General features: G+C 74.1%; 11 protein-coding genes. 7 read left to right on the plus strand and 4 right to left on the minus strand.

The window, feature by feature from the left end:
* Positions 1-2: 2 nt before the first annotated feature.
* Positions 3-3,203, minus strand: a complete 3,201-nt coding sequence (locus tag ACFYYW_RS37630; protein ID WP_387656385.1) for a family 78 glycoside hydrolase catalytic domain — start codon at positions 3,201-3,203, stop codon at positions 3-5.
* Positions 3,204-3,373: 170 nt separating this feature from the next.
* On the opposite strand from ACFYYW_RS37630, the gene ACFYYW_RS37635 reads away from it, so the two are divergent.
* Positions 3,374-4,411 carry a LacI family DNA-binding transcriptional regulator gene (locus ACFYYW_RS37635; protein ID WP_387656388.1) on the plus strand — a complete coding sequence of 346 codons (1,038 nt, stop codon included), beginning with the start codon at positions 3,374-3,376 and terminating at the stop codon, positions 4,409-4,411.
* Between the two features lie 89 nt (positions 4,412-4,500).
* Complete coding sequence (locus tag ACFYYW_RS37640) at positions 4,501-6,081, plus strand: DUF5722 domain-containing protein (RefSeq protein ID WP_387656391.1); 1,581 nt, start codon at positions 4,501-4,503, stop codon at positions 6,079-6,081.
* 74 nt (positions 6,082-6,155) lie between these two features.
* Here the strand turns inward: ACFYYW_RS37640 and ACFYYW_RS37645 are convergent, their stop codons facing one another.
* From ACFYYW_RS37645 to ACFYYW_RS37655, 3 genes are all read right to left on the minus strand, one after another.
* Complete coding sequence (locus ACFYYW_RS37645) at positions 6,156-10,610, minus strand: ThuA domain-containing protein (protein WP_387656394.1); 4,455 nt, start codon at positions 10,608-10,610, stop codon at positions 6,156-6,158.
* Positions 10,611-10,822: 212 nt separating this feature from the next.
* Complete coding sequence (locus tag ACFYYW_RS37650) at positions 10,823-12,010, minus strand: ROK family protein (RefSeq protein WP_387656397.1); 1,188 nt, start codon at positions 12,008-12,010, stop codon at positions 10,823-10,825.
* 113 nt (positions 12,011-12,123) lie between these two features.
* A complete protein-coding gene (locus ACFYYW_RS37655) occupies positions 12,124-13,269 on the minus strand; it encodes an ATP-binding protein (RefSeq protein WP_387656400.1) in 1,146 nt (381 codons plus the stop codon).
* 102 nt (positions 13,270-13,371) lie between these two features.
* On the opposite strand from ACFYYW_RS37655, the gene ACFYYW_RS37660 reads away from it, so the two are divergent.
* From ACFYYW_RS37660 to ACFYYW_RS37680, 5 genes are all read left to right on the plus strand, one after another.
* Positions 13,372-13,914 carry a helix-turn-helix domain-containing protein gene (locus ACFYYW_RS37660; protein ID WP_387656403.1) on the plus strand — a complete coding sequence of 181 codons (543 nt, stop codon included), beginning with the start codon at positions 13,372-13,374 and terminating at the stop codon, positions 13,912-13,914.
* A gap of 3 nt (positions 13,915-13,917) precedes the next feature.
* Positions 13,918-14,292: a hypothetical protein gene (locus ACFYYW_RS37665; RefSeq protein WP_387656406.1), complete on the plus strand. Its 375-nt coding sequence runs from the start codon at positions 13,918-13,920 to the stop codon at positions 14,290-14,292.
* A gap of 64 nt (positions 14,293-14,356) precedes the next feature.
* Entirely contained in the window at positions 14,357-15,403 is a 1,047-nt protein-coding gene (locus ACFYYW_RS37670; RefSeq protein ID WP_387656409.1) for an ABC transporter ATP-binding protein, read from the plus strand.
* The gene (locus tag ACFYYW_RS37675; protein WP_387656412.1) at positions 15,400-16,197 is read left to right on the plus strand and encodes an ABC transporter permease; all 798 of its coding nucleotides are present in this window, start codon (positions 15,400-15,402) and stop codon (positions 16,195-16,197) included. The genes ACFYYW_RS37670 and ACFYYW_RS37675 overlap by 4 nt, the downstream gene beginning before the upstream one ends.
* A 108-nt stretch (positions 16,198-16,305) precedes the next feature.
* Positions 16,306-17,307 (plus strand): alpha/beta fold hydrolase, encoded by a 1,002-nt coding sequence (locus ACFYYW_RS37680; RefSeq protein ID WP_387656415.1) that lies wholly within the window; start codon positions 16,306-16,308, stop codon positions 17,305-17,307.
* The last annotated feature ends 39 nt before the right edge of the window (positions 17,308-17,346 follow it).

Below are 17,346 nucleotides of genomic sequence, written 5' to 3' on the forward strand. Positions count from 1 at the left end.
CGTCAATGCCTCTCAGCGGTGGTGCGGAACGCGTACGAGCCGGAGCCGACCCGGTAGACCGCGGCCCCGTCGTCGAGGCGGTCGAAGGTCACGCCCTCCGCCTCGGCCGCCGGCCGGCCGCCCTCGGTCACCCGCTCCGGCGGCGCGGGCACGTGCACCTCGGCGCGGGTGTTGGGCGGCACGACGACGTCCAGGGCGAGGCCGCCGTCCGTCAGCCGCCAGGCGATCTCCACCTGGCCGTGCCGGGTGCGGTGGGCGGTCCGCGCCCAGCCGATCCCGCCGCCGGGGCGGGGGCGCACGACGATGTCGGCGTAGCCGGGCGAGCCGGGGGCCAGGCCGCCGACCGTCCGGTACATCCAGTCGCCGACGGCGCCGTAGGCGTAGTGGTTGAAGGAGTTCATTCCGGGGTCCTGCAGCCCGCGGTGGTGGCTCCAGGAGTCCCAGCGCTCCCACATGGTCGTCGCGTCGCCGTGCACGACCGGGTAGAGCCAGGACGGGAAGGTGTCCTGCGTCAGCAGCCGGTAGGCCACGTCCAGCCGCCCGGTCGAGGTGAGCGCGTCCAGCAGGTACGGCGTGCCGAGGAACCCGGTCGACAGGTGGCCGCCGCGCGCCTCGACGTCACCGGCCAGCCGGGCCGCGGCCCTGGGCAGCTCGTGCTCCTCCAGCAGCCCGGCGGTGACGGCCAGCACGTACGCGGTCTGCGTGCCGCTCGCCACCACGCCGGGGCCCTCGACGAAGGCGGCGCGGAAGGCCCGGCGCACCCGTTCGTACAGCTCCAGGCAGGTACGCTCGTCGGCGTCGCGGCCGAGCGCGGCGGCCAGCCCGGCCAGCTGACGGGCCGACAGTGCGAAGATCGCCGTGCCGACGAGCCGTTTGGGGGTCTCGGCGCCGATCGACAGCCAGTCGCCGAACCCCTCGTCGGGGAAGATCCCGTTCTCGGAGCGGCGGTCCAGGTAGGCCAGCCAGCGCAGCATGGGCTCGAAGCAGGCGGCGACCACGCGGGCGTCGCCGCGCAGCCGGTGCAGCGCCCACGGCAGCATGACCAGCGCGTCGCCCCAGCCGGGCGAGCCGGCCTCCTTGGGGCTGGGCGACAGGCCGCGGCCCGACAGCACGTCGGGCACCACGTGCGTGACCGCGCCGTCGTCGCCCTGGGCGTCGACCACGTCGGTCAGCCAGCTGCGCAGGAACGCGGCGGCGTCGTAGTTGAACAGGGCGGTCGGGGCGAAGGCCCAGATGTCGCCGGTCCAGCCGAGCCGCTCGTCCCGCTGCGGGCAGTCGGTGGGGACGGCCAGGAAGTTGCCGCGCTGCCCCCACACGATGTTGCGCTGCAACCGGTCGAGCCGCTCGTCGGAGCAGGTGAACTCGCCGGCCGGCTCCATCGCGGCGTGGGCCACCCTGGCGGTGATCGACTCGGGGGCCGCGCGCAGGCCCGACACCTCGGCGTACCGGAAGCCGTGGAAGGTGAACCTCGGCTCGAACGTCTCGGCCTGCTCGCCGCGGGGCAGGAACTCGTCCGTGGCGCGGGCCGAGCGCAGGCTGGCCAGGTGCAGGCCGCCCTCGTGGTCGAGGACCTCGGCGTGCCGCAGCACCACCGGGCGGTCGCGGCCGGCACGGCCGGTGAGCCGGACCCAGCCGACCAGGTTCTGCCCGAAGTCGGCGATCCACACGCCGGGCCGGTGCTCCCACACGCGCACCGGCTCCACCTCCTCGTGCACCCGGATGGGCGGCGCGACGGAGGCGGTCACCCGGCCCGCCGGCGGGCTCACCGGCACCACGGGCGCCCAGCCGGAGTCGTCGAACCCGACGGCCGTCCAGCCGAGCGGTTCTGCCGCCAGGTCCTGCCGCTCGCCGTTCTGCAGGTCGGCGTAGCGGATCGCGCCGGAGCCGGCGCGCCAGTCGGCGTCGGTGCGCAGCCGGGTGCGGGTGCCGTCCTCGTGCAGGATCTCCAGCTCGGCGCGGAAGGCCAGGCGGCGGCCGTACTGGAAGGAGCCGAACCAGCTGATGTTGCCGGCGTACCAGCCGTCGGCCAGGACCGCGCCGATCGTGTTGCGCCCCTCCGCCACCAGCGCCGTCACGTCGTAGGTCTGGTACGTGACGCGGTGGCGGTAGTCGGTCCAGCCGGGCGCCAGGTGGTCGGCGCCGACCCGGGCGCCGTTGAGGTGGATCTCGTAGACGCCGAGCGCGGTGGCGTACAGCCTGGCCCGGCGCACCGGCGACGGCACGCCGAACTCGCGCCGCAGGTACGGGCTCGGCCGGTCGCCGACCGGTTCGCGGCCCAGCGGCGGGTCGCCGTGCAGCCCGACCTCCTCGGCCAGCCGCCAGCCGGAGTCGTCGAAGCCGGGCTGCTCGAAGCCCTCGCCCGGCCGGTTCTCGGCCCGCCACCGGCCGCCGGAGGTGACGGTCACCGTGCTCTCGCCCGCCACCGGGACGAGCTGCGGCAGCGCGGGCCGCCCCTCGACCACGACCTCCAGCCGCACGCACAGCCCCGGCCCGGCGGCCCGGATCGCGAGCACGTTCTCGCCCGAGGCCACCAGGTCGCCCGCGTCGGCCACGAACGCCCCGTCCCGCCGCTCCCCCGCGACCGGCACCCCGTTGACGTACGCCTCGATCGTCTCGGCGGTCTCGAGCGTCTCGGCCGTCTCGGCGGCGCCCCCGCCGTCGCCGATCACCAGCCACGCCGACAGCGGCCTGGCCCCGCCCGGCACCGCGAACCGCGTCCGGAACGCCCCGGTCGGCGACCCGGACGGGCCCAGCGGGCCGGCGACCCAGATGCGCGGCACGTTCTCCAGCGACGGCAGCCGCTCCGAGCCGGGCACCATGGGGGTGCCGATCCAGCCCGCCATCCAGCCGCCGGCCTCGCCGAGCCCGGTCTCGAACCAGTGCGCGGGGCTCCAGCCGGACCATTCGCCCTGCTCGTCGGCCACCTCGACCCGCCACTGGTAGCGCGTCCTGGGCCGCAGCGCGGCGCCGCCGTACGGGACGTCGAAGGTCGCGGCCGAGGTCACCGCGCCGCTGTCCCAGACGACTTCGGCCCCCTCGCCGGCCGGATCGCTCTCCCGGGCCACGACCAGCCGGTACGCGCTCTGCGCCCGTCCGCGCCCGGCCCCGGTGATCCGCCAGGAGAACTCCGGCGCGTCCACGTCGAGGCCCAGTGGTTCGGCCAGTCCTTCGACGCGCAGGTCGGTCACGGCGAGATGCGACAAGGGTACTCCCGACTAGTTGAAACATTTCAAACAATGCGCACCGTAGGCACCGTGAGGTACTTCCGTCAATGCCCCGGATCCAGACGTGCAGCGCGGGATCGTTTGGCTGAAACATTTCAACAAGTAGACTGGCCCTCTCTCTGCCAGGTGACCAGAAGGGCTGTCCACCGGTGACCGACATCCACAAGCCGGCCGAGCGCCGCCGGCTCAGCATGGTCGACGTCGCGGCGCATGCCGGCGTGTCCGTGGGAACGGTCTCCAACGTGCTCAACCGGCCCGAGCTGGTGGCCGAGCGCACGTTGCGCCGGGTGCGCGCCTCCATCAAGACGCTCGGCTTCGTGCCCAGCGCGCCGGCCCGTCAGCTGCGCGGCGGCTCCGGCCGCTCGGTGGGCGTCATGGTGCGCGACATCGGCAACCCGTTCTTCAGCGAGGTGCTGCCCGGCATCGAGACCCGGCTGTCGCAGGAGCAGCTGCTCCTGGTGCTGTGCAGCTCCGGGGACTCGGCCGAGAAGGAGGCCCACTACCTGCAGATCCTGGAGCAGCACCGGGTGCCCGGCATCCTCATCACGCCCGCCGGGCCCGACATCTCCCATCTGGTGGAGCTGCGCAGGCGCGGCGTCGGCATGGTGCTGCTCGACCGGCCGGGCGCCGACGCCCAGCTCTGCGCGGTGGCGGTCGACAACGTCCGGGGCGGTGAGCTGGCCGGCGCCCACCTGCTCGCGCTCGGCCACCGGCGCATCGCCTTCCTCAACGGGCCGCCGATCGTGCGCCAGTGCGCCGACCGCCGCGAGGGGCTGGCCAGGGCGGTGCGGGCCGCCGGGCTCGACCCCGACGAGGTGATCACCGAGGTCACGCTGCCCGCGCTGACGCCGCGCGAGGGCGAGGCGGCCCTGGAGCGGCTGCCCGCCCGCAAGGGGCCGACGGCGCTGTTCTGCGTCAACGACACGGTGGCGCTGGGCGCGCTGCGCGGGCTGGAGCGGCGCGGCGTGCGCGTCCCGCACGACATGGCCGTCATGGGCTACGACGACGTCGAGTTCGCCGAGCTGCTGTCGCCGTCGCTGACCTCGGTCCGCCAGCCCAAGCACCAGCTCGGCCAGGCGGCCGCGGAGCTGCTGCTCACCGACGCCCGCGGCGACGTCAACCACTGGCACCAGGAGATCGTCTTCCAGCCGGAGCTCATGGTCAGGGCGTCGACGCTTCCTCAGTGACGTTTCAAGCCGGCCTGCCGCAGGAAATCAGGGCTTGCCTGGCCGCCTTCTGGGCCTCATTGTTGAGACGTTTAAATCCAGGAGGTCCCATGGGTTGGGTTGCCCGCATCGCCGCCGTCCTCTTCCTTCTCCTCCCGGCCGCTCCGGCCGCCGCCACCGCCACCGCCACCGCCGCCGTCACCACCGCCGCCGCTCTGCCGTACCCGGTCAGGTCCGACTACCGCATCAAGGGTCTGCAACCGGACTTCTGGCCCGACAAGAACGAGATCGCCGGCAACAACGCCGGCGGCGTCGCCATGAACCTCATCTGGGCCGACTGGGAGCCCAGCGTGAAGACGCCGCCGTGCGCGGCGGGCGCGCAGGAGTTCGGCGGCCGCTGCTTCACCGTCGGCTCGGCCGTCGACGCCGCCGTCAGGGACTGGACCGCCCGCGGTCTCGTCGTCACCGCCGTCGTCTACGGCACCCCGGCCTGGGCCCGCGGGGCCCGTCCCTGCACGCCCGCCGCCCCCGGGTTCGAGAAGTTCTGCGTCCCCGACGACCCCGCCGACTACGGGCGCTTCGCCGGCATGCTGGCCCAGCGCTACGACGGGCAGCACGGCAACGGCCGCATCGCGGACTTCGTCGTCATGAACGAGGTCAACAGCAACACCTGGTTCGACATCGGCTGCGGCCAGGGCACGGCGTGCGGCACGACCGCCTGGCTGGACGCGATCGCCGCGAACTACAACGCCGCCTATGACGCCGTCATGGCCCAGCAGCCCACCGCGAAGGTGCTCACCTCGCTCGACCACCACTTCGGCACCGCCTACGACCAGCCGGCCGCCGCCGACGCGATGTTGTCGGGCATGACCGTGCTCAAGGGCCTGGCGGCGCGGGCCGGCAGCCGGGCCTGGCGCGTCGCCTACCACCCCTACCCGCCGAACCTGCTGGCGCCGCAGTTCTCCGCCGACGACTTCCCGAAGGTCACCTACGGCAACATCGGCGTGCTGGTCGGCTGGTTGCGCCAGCAGTTCCCGAACACGCCGTCGGCCTGGCAGGTGCAGCTGACCGAGAGCGGCGTGAACTCGCTGTCGCCCTCGTCGGAGGCCGCGCAGGCGTCGCAGTTGTGCAACTCCTTCCGCAACGTCCTGGGCACGCCGGGCATCGAGAGCTACGTCTGGCACCGCATGAGCGACCATCCGGACGAGACGGCCGCCGGCCTCGGCGTGGGGCTGCGCCGTACCGACGGGTCGGCCAAGCCGGCCTGGGCCACGTGGGCGCTGGCCAACCGGAACGACCTGTCGCCCCCGCAGTTGTCGTGCGGCTTCGAGCTGCTGCCCCACACTCAGCTCCGTCGCGGCTACCAGTCGAGCAAGGGGCACGTGGCCAGCTCCCGGCTGCTGCCGCCCGGCTTCGCCCAGGAACGCGTGTGGAAGCTGCTGCGCAACCAGGCGGCCGGGACCGTGCCCCTGTACGAGTGCAAGGTCGGCGCGCACACCATGCTCACCCGCGACCCCGGCTGCGAGGGGCAGTTCCCGATGGGCCCGGTCGGGCACGTCTACACCAGCCAGGTGCCCGGATCGGTCGCGCTGCACCGGTGCCGGGCCGCGAGTGGCGACCACCTGGTGACGGACCAGGCGGGCTGCGAGGGCCTGATCCACGAGCAGATCCTCGGCTACGCGCTGCCCTGACCCCGGGCCGGGCCGGTGGCCGCCCGCGTGGCGGCCACCGGCCCGGGGGCTACCGGTGGCCGTCGGCGTGGCGGCTACCGGGCTCGTCTCGCCGGCGTCCTGGCCGCGGCGCGGACCAGGGTGAAGTCGTCGACGTCGAAGTCGGCGCCGGTGAACACCAGGTGCAGCCGGGCGGCGCCGGAGGGCACGCCGGTCAGCGCCGTGGAGACGTCGGCGTAGGACTCCCAGCCTCCGGTGTTCGGCACGGTGACGGCGCCGAGCACCGGCCCGGCCGGCGAGCCGGCGCGGATCTCGAAGCCGCCCGACGGCCCCGGCGAGGCCACCCGCGCCCGGAACGCGGTGACCCCGGTGAGGTCCACGTCGTAGGCCGCCCAGTCGCCCGGGTTGACGTAGCCGAGCACGGTGCCGCCGTGCGCGGGCGCGTGCGGGTAGGTGGCCACGCCGGACGCCTGCGCCCAGGTCTCGGCCTGGACGACGGAGTCCCCGGCAGGCGGCCCGAGCTCCTTGATCCGGATGTTGCGGAAGGACGCGTGGTCGGCGTCGCTGTGGTTCTGGATGCCGATGTGCCCGTTCCTCAGTGAGCGGGCCGGGTCGGTGTTGGTGAAGTCGTTGATCCGCACGCCGTTGAGGAACACCTGGAGGCGTTCGCCCTCGACCCGGATCTCGTAGGTGTTCCACTCCCCCGGCGGGTTCAGCGCGGCGTCGCGGGCGGCGATGTCGGCGGCCTTGAAGCCGTAGACCGAGCCGGTGGTCCGGTCCGGCGCGTCGGTGGCGTCGATCTGGATCTCGTAGCCGCTGTTCACCGCCGAGGACGGGTCGGTCGAGGGCGGGAAGCCGACGAAGACGCCGGAGTTGTCGTCACCGGCCAGCTTCCAGTCCAGCTTGAGCGAGTAGGAGGTGGTGTACTCCTTGGCCTTGTACCACAGCAGGCCCATGCCGCCCTGCGAGGTCAGCGTGCCGCCGGCGTTGGCGAAGCCGCCCGGCCCCGCCTGCTCCCAGCCGGTGGTCGAGCCGTTGTAGAGGGTGGTGTAGCCGGTCTCGGGGCGGCAGTCGGCCTTGGCCTGGCCGGTGGCGTAGGCCAGGCCGCCGCGCAGGTGCTGCCGGAAGGCGGGCTCGGCGAAGGACTCCGCGGTGTGCCCGCCGCCGGTGTAGAAGGAACGCCCCCCGTCGTACGGCTTGCACCAGGCGATCGGGTGGTCGGCGCCCATCGTGCCGCCCGAGTACGTCGACTCGTCCAGGGTGGCCAGCACGTGGGCGCCGGTCCTGGCGTTGGTCCGGTAGTCGTACCACTCGTCGGTCCGCGGCCAGGTGGCGTCGAGGTGGGCGGTCGCCGGGTGGGCGCGGTCCTCGACCTTGACCGTCGCCTTCTGCACCGCCGGGTGGGCGGCGAACCAGGCGCCGACGAGGCCGCCGTACCAGGGCCAGTCGTACTCGGTGTCGGCGGCCGCGTGGACGCCGGCGTAGCCGCCGCCCGCCTTGACGTACGCCTCGAACGCGGCCTGCTGCGCGGCGTCGAGCACGTCGCCGGTGGTGTTGAGGAAGACGACCGCCTTGTAGGCGGCCAGGTTCGCCGTGGTGAACGCGGCCGGGTCCTCGGTGGCGGTCACCCCGAACCCGAGGTCCCTGATCGCCTGGACGCCCGCCGCGATCGAGTCGTGCCGGAACCCCGCCGTCCGGGAGAAGACCAGGACGGCGGGGCCGCCGGCGGAGGGGGTCGCCGTGGTGAACCTCTGGGCCGTGCCGCCGTCGCACGTCCTGATGACGAGCTGGGCCGGGTCGGTGGCGTCGAGGCACTTGCCGAGCGCCTTGAGCGCGCCGCCCTCGGCGGTCCACTTCTGCGCGCCCGTGCCGTTGCAGGTCCAGATCTGCACCTTGGTGCCGTCGGCGCTGTTCGCCCCTGCCACGTCGAGGCACTTGCCGAGCGCCTTGACGGTCTGGCCGTCGATGGCCCAGTTCTGGGCGTTCGTGCCGTTGCAGGAGTAGAGCTGAACCTTGGTGCCGTCGGCGGTGCCGGCGCCCGCGACGTCCACGCACCTGCCGTCGGCGGCGCGGATCGGGCCGACCGCCGTCGCCTCCTTGGCCAGGGTGAAGTCGTCGAGGTCGAACAGCGCCCCGGCGCCGCCGGTGAAGACCAGGTAGAGCGTGGTGGACGCGGCGGTCGCGCCGGTCAGCGGGGCTTGCACGTCGGTGAAGGTCTCCCAGCCGCCCGTCACCGGGACGGCGGCCTTGCCGAGCAGCGGCCCGGTGGGCGAGCCCGTGCGCACCTCGATGGAGCCGCCGACGCCGCCCGAGGAGACGCGCGCCCGGAACGTCCTGGCGTCGTCGAGCCGGTAGGGGGTGAAGGCGATCCAGTCGCCGTTGTGCACGTCGCCGACCGTCCTGCCGCCGTGCGCGGCCGCCTTGGAGATCTGCGAGACGCCGGACATCGTCGCGTAGTGCTCGGCCTGGCGGTGGCGGGGCTGCAGGACGTGCTGGGTGTGGGTGGTCAGGCCGCCCTTGTCGGTGTACTCGGCGTCGAAGACGGCGAAGATGTTGGCCGCGTCGTCGTGCTCGCCGTCGGCCGGGATCGTCAGCTCGCCCGCGCAGCCGTTCTTCGAGGTGATCTGGTGGCCGTGGCTGTCGTGGCCGAGCACGTACGTCATCCGCACCTTGGCGCAGTCGATCTGCGTGTCCTCGGGGTCGGTCACCCCGATGGTGAAGGGCACGGTGTCGCCCCAGGTGAACAGCGTCCCGGGGGCGGGTGTGCCGATGGTCACGGCGGGGGCGGTGTTGCCGGCCGTGATGACCACGCCGGCCGTGCCGGTGTTGCCCTGGGGGTCGCGCACGGTGAGCGTGGCGGTGAACGAGCCCTCGCTGGTGTAGGTCTTCGTGGGGTTCGGGGCGGTGGAGGTGGTGCCGTCGCCGAAGTCCCAGGCGTAGGTGAGCGCGCCGCCCTCGGGGTCGGCGGAGCCGGCGCTGGAGAAGGCGACGGTGAGCGGCAGCTTGCCGGACGTCCGGTCGGCCTTGGCGACCGCGACCGGCGAGCGGTTGCGGTCCTTGATGTACTCGACGCGGTAGAGGGCGGAGTTGGCGTCGCCGCCGAAGTAGCCCGAGCCGTAGTCGAGGACGTAGAGCGCGCCGTCGGGCCCGAAGGCCAGGTCCATCACCTGCGTGCCGGTCCAGGGGAAGGCGGCGATCTCGCCGCGCGTGCCGTCGGCGGCCACGTCGATCGCCTTGATCCACTTGCGGCCGAACTCGCCGGCGAAGAAGTGCCCGTCGAGGTCCTGGGGGAACTTGACGGCGGAGTTCAGGGCGGCGTCGTAGCGGTAGATCGGGCCGCCCATCGGCGACTCCGAGCCGCTGCCGAACTCGGGCGGCGAGCCGGCGTCGCCGCCGTACCTGATCCAGGCGGGCTTGGCGGGCGGGAGCTTGGCCAGGCCGGTGTTGCGCGGCGAGTCGTTGGCCGGGCCGCCCGCGGCGCAGTCGTACTTCTGGCCTGAGGGGCCCGAGGGGAAGGTGTAGTCGTTGTAGGTCTCGGTCAGGGTGTTGGTGCCGGTGCAGTACGGCCAGCCGTAGTTGCCGGGGCCGGTGACGCGGTCGAACTCGACCTGCCCGGCGGGCCCGCGGTTCGGGTCGGTGCTGCCGGCGTCGGGGCCGTAGTCGCCGACGTAGACCACGCCGGTGGCCTTGTCCACGGTCATCCTGAACGGGTTGCGGAAGCCCATGGCGTAGATCTCGGGCCTGGTCCGCGCGGTGCCCGGCGGGAAGAGGTTGCCCGCGGGGATGGTGTAGGTGCCGTCCGCGGGGTTCACCTTGATGCGCAGGATCTTGCCGCGCAGGTCGTTGGTGTTGCCGGCGCTGCGCTGGGCGTCGTAGACGGGGTTGCGGTCGGGGCGCTCGTCGAGGGGGGCGTAGCCGGCCGAGTCGAAGGGGTTGGAGTCGTCGCCGGTGGACAGGTAGAGGTTGCCCTGGGCGTCGAAGTCCATGTCGCCGCCCACGTGGCAGCACATGCCGCGGTCGGCGGCCACGTCGAGCACGGTCCGCTGCGAGGCCAGGTCGAGCGTCCAGTCGGGCTTGAGGGTGAACCGGGCCAGGCGGTTGACGCCCTGCCAGGCCGACCAGTCGGCGCCGGTCGCGGGCGCGTCGCCGGTCGGCGTGCTCAGGCGGGGGGCGTAGTAGAGGTAGATGGTCCGGTTGGCGGCGAAGCCGGGGTCCACGGCGACGCCCTGGAGGCCCTCCTCGTCGTGGGTGTAGACGGGCAGCGCCCCGACCACGGTGGTCAGTCCCTGGGCGTCGGTGCGGCGCAGCGTCCCGTCGCGCGCGGTGTGCAGCACCGACAGGTCGGGCAGCACGGCCATGGTCATCGGCTCGCCCATCTCGGCGACGCCCTTGGCCAGCTCGACGCGCTGGTAGTCGGCGGGGTCGATGGCGGCGTGGGCGCGGGCGGGCGGGGCGGCCACGGTGAGCACGACCGCGCTCGACATGGCCAGGAGGACGGCGCTGACCCGCGCCGTCCATCGGGAGGCACGGGTGGGCCTGCTGGGAGGCATCGCGGAGGTTCCCTTTCCGTGGGGGGTGGACCGGGAAGGAGGGTTCCATTGGCGGACGATCGAAGAACCTTCGTAGATCGCGACAGTAGATCCGACTTTTGATGATTGTCAACGAAAGTCTGTTAAGTCCTAGACGAAACGGTTTCGGTCCGTGGCCGGAACGACGAAGCGCCCCGCCTGCGCTGGGCAGGCGGGGCGCTTCGCGGACGAGGTCAGCCGGCCAGGGCGCTGTCGACCGCCTCCGGGGCCAGGACGTGCTCCAGCACCATGACGGCCGCCCCGATGACGCCCGCCCGGTCGCCCAGCTCGCTGACCTGGATGCGCAGGTGCTGGGTGGCCAGCGGCAGCGAGCGCTTGTAGATGGCCTCCCGCACGCCCGCGAGCAGGTGTTCACCGGCGTCGGCCAGGTCGCCGCCGATCACGATCGCGGCCGGGTTGAAGAAGTTGACGATCGTGGCCAGCACGTCGCCGATCTCGCGCCCGGCCTGGCGGACGAGCTGGGCGGCGTCGCGGTTGCCGGCGCGCAGCAGCGCGACGACGTCCCGGCCGCCCGCGGCGGGCACGCCGGTGGCCGAGATGCGGGCGGCCAGCGCGGCCCCGCCGGCCAGGGCCTCCAGGCAGCCCACGTTGCCGCAGTGGCACAGCACGCCGTCGTCGGCGGTGGCCACCCGGATGTGGCCGATGTCGCCGGCCGCGCCCTGCGCACCGCGGTGGAGGCGGCCGTCGGAGATCACGCCGCAGCCGATGCCGGTGCCGATCTTGACGAAGACGAGCTGGCCGGTCGCCTGCCGTCCGGCGCGCTGCTCGCCGAGCGCCATGATGTTGACGTCGTTGTCCACGAAGACCGGCACGCCCAGCCGCTCCCCCAGCCACTCGGGCACCGGGAACCGGTCCCAGCCCGGCATGAGGGGCGGGTTGACCGGGCGACCCGTCGGGTACTCGACCGGGCCCGGCAGGCCGATGCCCGCCCCGCACACGTCGGCCAGGTCGCGCCCGCTCTCGTCGAGCAGGTCGGTGAACGTGCGCGCGAGCCGCCCGAGCGTCGCCTCGGGGCCCTCGCCGATCGGCGCGTCGGCGGTGCGCTCGGCCAGCACCGTGCCGCCGAGGTCGGTGATCGCCACCCGCTCGTGCGTGACGCCCAGGTCGGCGGCCAGGACGAGCCGGGCGGTGCGGTTGAAGGCGAACATGGCCGCGGGCCGCCCGCCCGAGGAGATGGCCTCGTCGGCGGGCAGCACCCAGCGGTGGCGGAGCAGCGCGTCGAGGCGCAGGGACACGGTGGACCGGGCCAGGCCGGTGAGCTGGACCAGCTCGGTCCGGGTGCGCGGCGGCCCGTCCCGCAGCAGGGAGAGCAGCGCGCCGGCCCCCGCCGTCGCGCCGTTGAGCGTGTCCAGAGTCAACACCAGCCTCTCCGCCGATGACGGCAGCCACTTCAGAGGAGCCCAAGTCTATCTTCGCCGAATGGGGCACGACTTATGGCTGACCATCGGCATAAGCCCGTCGATGCCGCGGACGATCACGTCGCCAGCGGGAGCCTGAGGACGAAGCGGGCGCCGCCCGGGTGGTCGGCCACGAAGAGGTCGCCTCCGTAGGCGTGGGCGATCTCGCGGGCGATCGGCAGGCCGAAGCCGGAGCCGCCCGCGTCCAGCGAGCGCGCCTGGTCCTGCCGGTACAGCCGGTGGAAGATGCGCTCCCGCTCCTCGGGCGGGATGCCGGGCCCGTCGTCGATGACCTCCAGGACGGCGTACGGCGGCGCGGCGGCGACCACGAACTCGATCTGGCCGGTGGTGTGGCGTTCGGCGTTGGCCACCAGGTTGGACAGCAACCGGGCCAGCCGCACCCGCGAGGCGCGGACCACCACGCCCTCCTCCAGCCGGGTGCGGACGGACGCGCGCGGCGGATGCGCGTCCAGCTCCTCCACCACCAGGCGGCCCAGATCGACGAGGTCGGCGCCGGGCGGCGGGGCGGTGTAGAGGCGGGCCAGGGCGAGCAGGTCGCCGACGATGTCGTTGAGCCGCTCGGCGTCCCGGTGCAGGCTGTGCAGGGTCCGGCGAAGGTCGGCGCCGGGGTCGGACAGGGCCTCCTCCAGCTCGGCCAGCAGGCCGGTGATGGGGTTGCGCAGGTCGTGGGCGGCGTCGAAGACGAACCGCTGCTGGTGCTCGATCGTCTCGTGCAGCATGGAGACCTTCTGCTGCTCCTGGCGGTAGGCCTGGTGCAGCTGCGCGTCGGGCTTCGGGGAGCCGGGGACGCGTTCGCCGGGACGGGCGGCGAGCCGGGGTTCGAGCGACCCGGCGACGTCCCCGAAGACGACGACGATCTCCTTCACCTCGCCCGGCGGGCCGGGCACCGGGGCGTTCGCCAGCCGCCAGTGGCGCCGGCCGGGCGGCTCCCAGTCGTCGCGCAGCAGCGGCACGACGTCGCCGGCGCCGGTGGCGGCCACCCGCTCCAGCGAGGCGTGCACCTTCGCCGCCCCCGACCCGCTCAGGCCGGTCAGCGCCGGGGGCGCGCCGAGCAGGGCGCGGCCGACGACCTCCGCCCGGTCCTGGCCGGTCATCCGCAGGTAGGCGTCGTTGACGGCCAGCACGACCTGGTCCCGGGTGAGCAGCATGCAGGGACACGGCAGCGCCTCGAACGCCGCCTGGTATCCGACCGTCGCTCCCATCACCGGGTCCCCCTCAGGCCCCACATACCCCCCTAAGGGCGCTGACATGCGGAAATGCCCTGTTGTTCTCATTCTCATTCTCGATAGTGATAACGTGTGAACGTGACGACCTCGACAGAGCGCTGGGCCGAGCTGGCGCTGCATCCCGTGCGCATCCGCATCCTGCGCGCCGTCGCCGGGGGCCGCCGGACGCCCTCCGACCTGGCCGGCCTGCTGCCCGACGTGCCGCAGGCGACGCTCTACCGGCAGATCGCGACGCTGGCCAGGGCCGGGATGCTGGAGGTGGTCGAGGAGCACAAGGTCGGCGGGGCGACCGAACGGGTCTACGCGGTGCCCGAGGGCGGCCTGACGCCGTCCCCCGAGGCGCTGGCCGCCGCGTCGGCGGAGGACCACGCGCGGTACTTCACCGCGTTCGCCGGCAGCCTGCTGTCGGAGTTCTCCCGCTACCTCGAGCGGGACCGGGTCGATCTGGCCGCCGACGGCGCCGGATACCAGCAGGTGGTCCTGCACCTGGACGACGAGGAGTTCGTCGCCTTCGCCACGGGGTTCGCCGAGCTGGTGCGCCCCCTGCTGGCGAACGAGCCGGGACAGGGACGTACGCCGCGCCTGCTGGCGACCGTCCTGCTCCCCCTGAAGGAAGGCTGAACTGTGGCAACGGTATGGGTCGGCGAGGGCATGGTCGTGATCGAGTTCGGGCGCTGGGAGCGGTTCCTCACCGGTCACGGCCGGTACACGCTCCCGCTCGCGTCCGTGCGGGAGGCGCGGGTCGCGGACGACCCGTTGCGCGTCCCGCGCGGCGCGCGCAAGGGGCTGAGCGTGGCGGGTCACGTCAAGATCGGGGTGTGGGGCCTGTTCGGCGGGCGGCGGCAGCTCGTGTCGGTGACCGGTGACACGCCGGCGGTGCACCTGCTGCTCGACCGCGCCGCGTCCGGCGGCGAGTTCGACGAGGTGGTCGTCTCCGTCCCCGACGCCGGCGGGGTCGCCGCCGCGGTACGGGCCGCGGTACGAGCGGCGGCCGCGTGACCGGCGTCGAGGTCCGGGCCGCGGTCCGGGCGGCGGTGCGGGCAGTGGTGCGGGCGGCGGTCGCGTGACCGGCGTCGAGGTCAGCGGCCTGACCAAGCGGTACGGCGCGCTGACCGCCGTCGAGGACCTCAGCTTCACGGTCCGGCCCGGGGCGGTCACCGCGTTCCTCGGCCTCAACGGCGCCGGGAAGACCACGACGATGCGCATGATGGTCGGCCACGTCACCCCCACCCGCGGCGTCGTGACCATCGGCGGGCGCCGCTACCGTGACCTGCCGCGCCCGACCACCGTGGTGGGGGCGACCTTCGACGCCGCCTCCTTCCATCCCCGCCACTCGGTCCGCGACCATCTGCGCGTCTACGCCGCGATGGGCGGCCATCCCGATCGCCGGGTCGGCGACCTGATGGGCCTGGTGGGCCTGGCCGGAGCCGCCGGGCGGCCGACCGGCGCCCTGTCCACCGGGATGCGGCAGCGGCTCAACCTGGCCACCGCGCTGCTCGGCGACCCCCGGGTGTTGCTGCTGGACGAGCCGGGCAACGGCCTGGACCCCGAGGGGGCGGCGTGGCTGCGCTCGTTCCTGCGCGAGATGGCCGCGCAGGGGCGGGCGGTGCTGGTCTCCAGCCACGTGCTGGCCGAGGTGGAGCAGGTCGCCGACGACGTGGTGGTCATCGGGCGGGGGCGGCTGCTGGCCGCCGGCCCGCTGCGCGAGCTGTGCGGCGCTGAGCCGGATGTGCTGGTGCGCACCCCCGACGCCGCCGCCCTGCGCACGGCGCTGGCCGCCGAGGCCGCGCGGGTGGACGTGACCGGCCCGCACGACCTGCGGGTCCGCGGCCTCGATCCGCCGCGGGTCGCCGCCCTGGCCGCGGCCCGCGGGCTGCCGGTCCACGGCCTGACCACCGAACGCCCGCCCCTGGAACGACTCTTCCTCAGGCTCACCGACGAAACAGCGAGCACGCGGGAGCTGGGGGGCACGGACGGGAAGACGGCGGGCACGCGAGAACGAGCGGGCACAGGCGAGAAGACGGCGGGCACGCGAGAACGAGCGGGCACAGGCGAGAAGACGGCGGGCACGCGGGGACGGGCGGGCGCGGGTGGGGAGGCGGCGGTATGAGGGGGTTTGTGCGGGGGGAGTTCCGGCGGCTACTGGCCACCAGGATGTGGTGGGGCATGCCGCTGGCGGCCGTGCTGCTCGGGGGCGGTCTGATCGGGCTGCTGGCGCTGGTCGGGCCGGAGAACTTCGAGCCGCCGATGCCAGGGCTGGACACCGAGGCGGGGGTGCGGGCCGTCCTGGGGTTCCTCGGGTTCACCGCGTTCGTGCCGGCCGCCGTCGGGACGCTCGCCGTCACGTCGGAGTACCGGCACCGCACGGTGAACTTCACCTTCCTGTTCGCGCCGGACCGGTGGCGGGTGCTGGTGGCCAAGCTCGTCGCCTACGCCGTGGCGGGACTGGCGTACGGGCTGGTGCTGGCCGGCGCGGCAGGGGCGGCGCTGTTCGGCGTGGCCGCGGCCCGCGGCACCGAACTGGGCCTGCCCGCCGGGACGATCGTGACGCTGCTGGCCCGCCTGGGGGTGGCGATGGCGGTCTACGTGGTGCTCGGCGTGGGCCTGGGCGCGCTGATCCGCAACCAGGTCGCGGCGCTGTGCGTGGTGATCGGCTACCTGTACGGCGGCGAGCTGGCGCTGATCATGATCCCCGGCGTGCGGGAGCTGTACCCGTGGCTGCCCGGCGGCGCGACCTCGGCGCTGACCGACTTCACCGCCGTGGCCGACGCCCTGGCCGCCCAGCTGGCGAGCGAGCCGGTCCGGCTGCTGTCACCGGCCGCCGGGGCGCTGGTCCTGCTGGCGTACGCGGCGCTGGCGAGCGCGGCCGCCGTCCTGCGGCCGCTGCGCCGGGACGTGACCTGACCCGGCGCCGACTCGGCCGGCAACAGCCTTACCGGTACGGGCCCGGCCGGTGACGGGCGGGAACATTCGTACAAGCCGGTGGGGCAGGCGGTCCGCGACAGTGTCGCCATGATGACTTCCCAACAGGTCCGGCCCCTGGCCCGCCCGGCGGCCGGGCGGCGCGCCGGGGGCCGCGGCCGGCGCCGTCGCGTCGTGGCGGCCGTGCTCCTCGTGGCCGCCGTGCTGCTCCTGGTGAACACGCTGGTGGTGGCGGGGCAGGAGGCCGTGGGCGAGCCGAACGTGCCCCTCGACGGCGGCGGCCTGTACGTCCGCCAGGACGGCCCCGCCGGCGCCCCCGCGCTCGTGCTGATCCACGGCCTGGCCGGCTCGACGCGCTGGTGGGACCGGGTGGTCCCGGAACTGGCGCGGACGCATCGCGTGATCCGCATCGACCTGCTCGGGCACGGCCGGTCGGCCGAACCGGCCGGCGGCGGCTACACCGTCGCCGAGCAGGGACGGCGGGTCGGCGCGGCGCTGGACCGGCTCGGCGTGCGGCACGCGGTCGTGGCCGGCCACTCCACCGGCGGCTCGGTCGCCACCGCGCTCGCCGAGCAGCGGGGCGACCTGGTGGCCGCGCTCGCCCTCGTCGACTCCGGGCCCCGCCTGGACGCCTTCGTCTCCGACGGGTTCGTCGGCAGGTTGCTGTTCGTGCCCGTCGTCGGGCAGCTGCTGTGGCGGTTCCGCACCGACGGTCTCCTCCGGGGCCTGGAGAGCGCGTTCAGCCGCCCCGGCTTCCGGATCCCGCCTGAGCTCGTCGAGGACGTGCGCGGCCTCACCTACCACTCGCTCACCGCGACCTCGGACGCCGCCGACGCCTACCTGCGACAGCGCACGCTGCCCGACCGGCTGGCCGGGCTCGGCAAGCCACTGCTGGTGATCTTCGGCCAGGACGACCGGAGATGGCGCTCGGCCTCGGCCGCCGGCTACCGGACGGTCCCCGGCGCGACCGTCGAGCTGCTGCCCGGGGCCGGGCACTCCCCCATGCTGGAGGACCCGGCCCGGACGGCGGCGTCCCTGCCGGCCTTCGCCACGGCCCACGACGCGCCGCCACCGGACGCGGCGGCCGGCTGACCACCGCGCCCAGCGAGCGAGCCCCGGACGCGGGAACAG

The sequence above is a fragment of the Nonomuraea sp. NPDC001831 genome (genome assembly GCF_042892035.1).
Lineage (GTDB): Bacteria > Actinomycetota > Actinomycetes > Streptosporangiales > Streptosporangiaceae > Nonomuraea.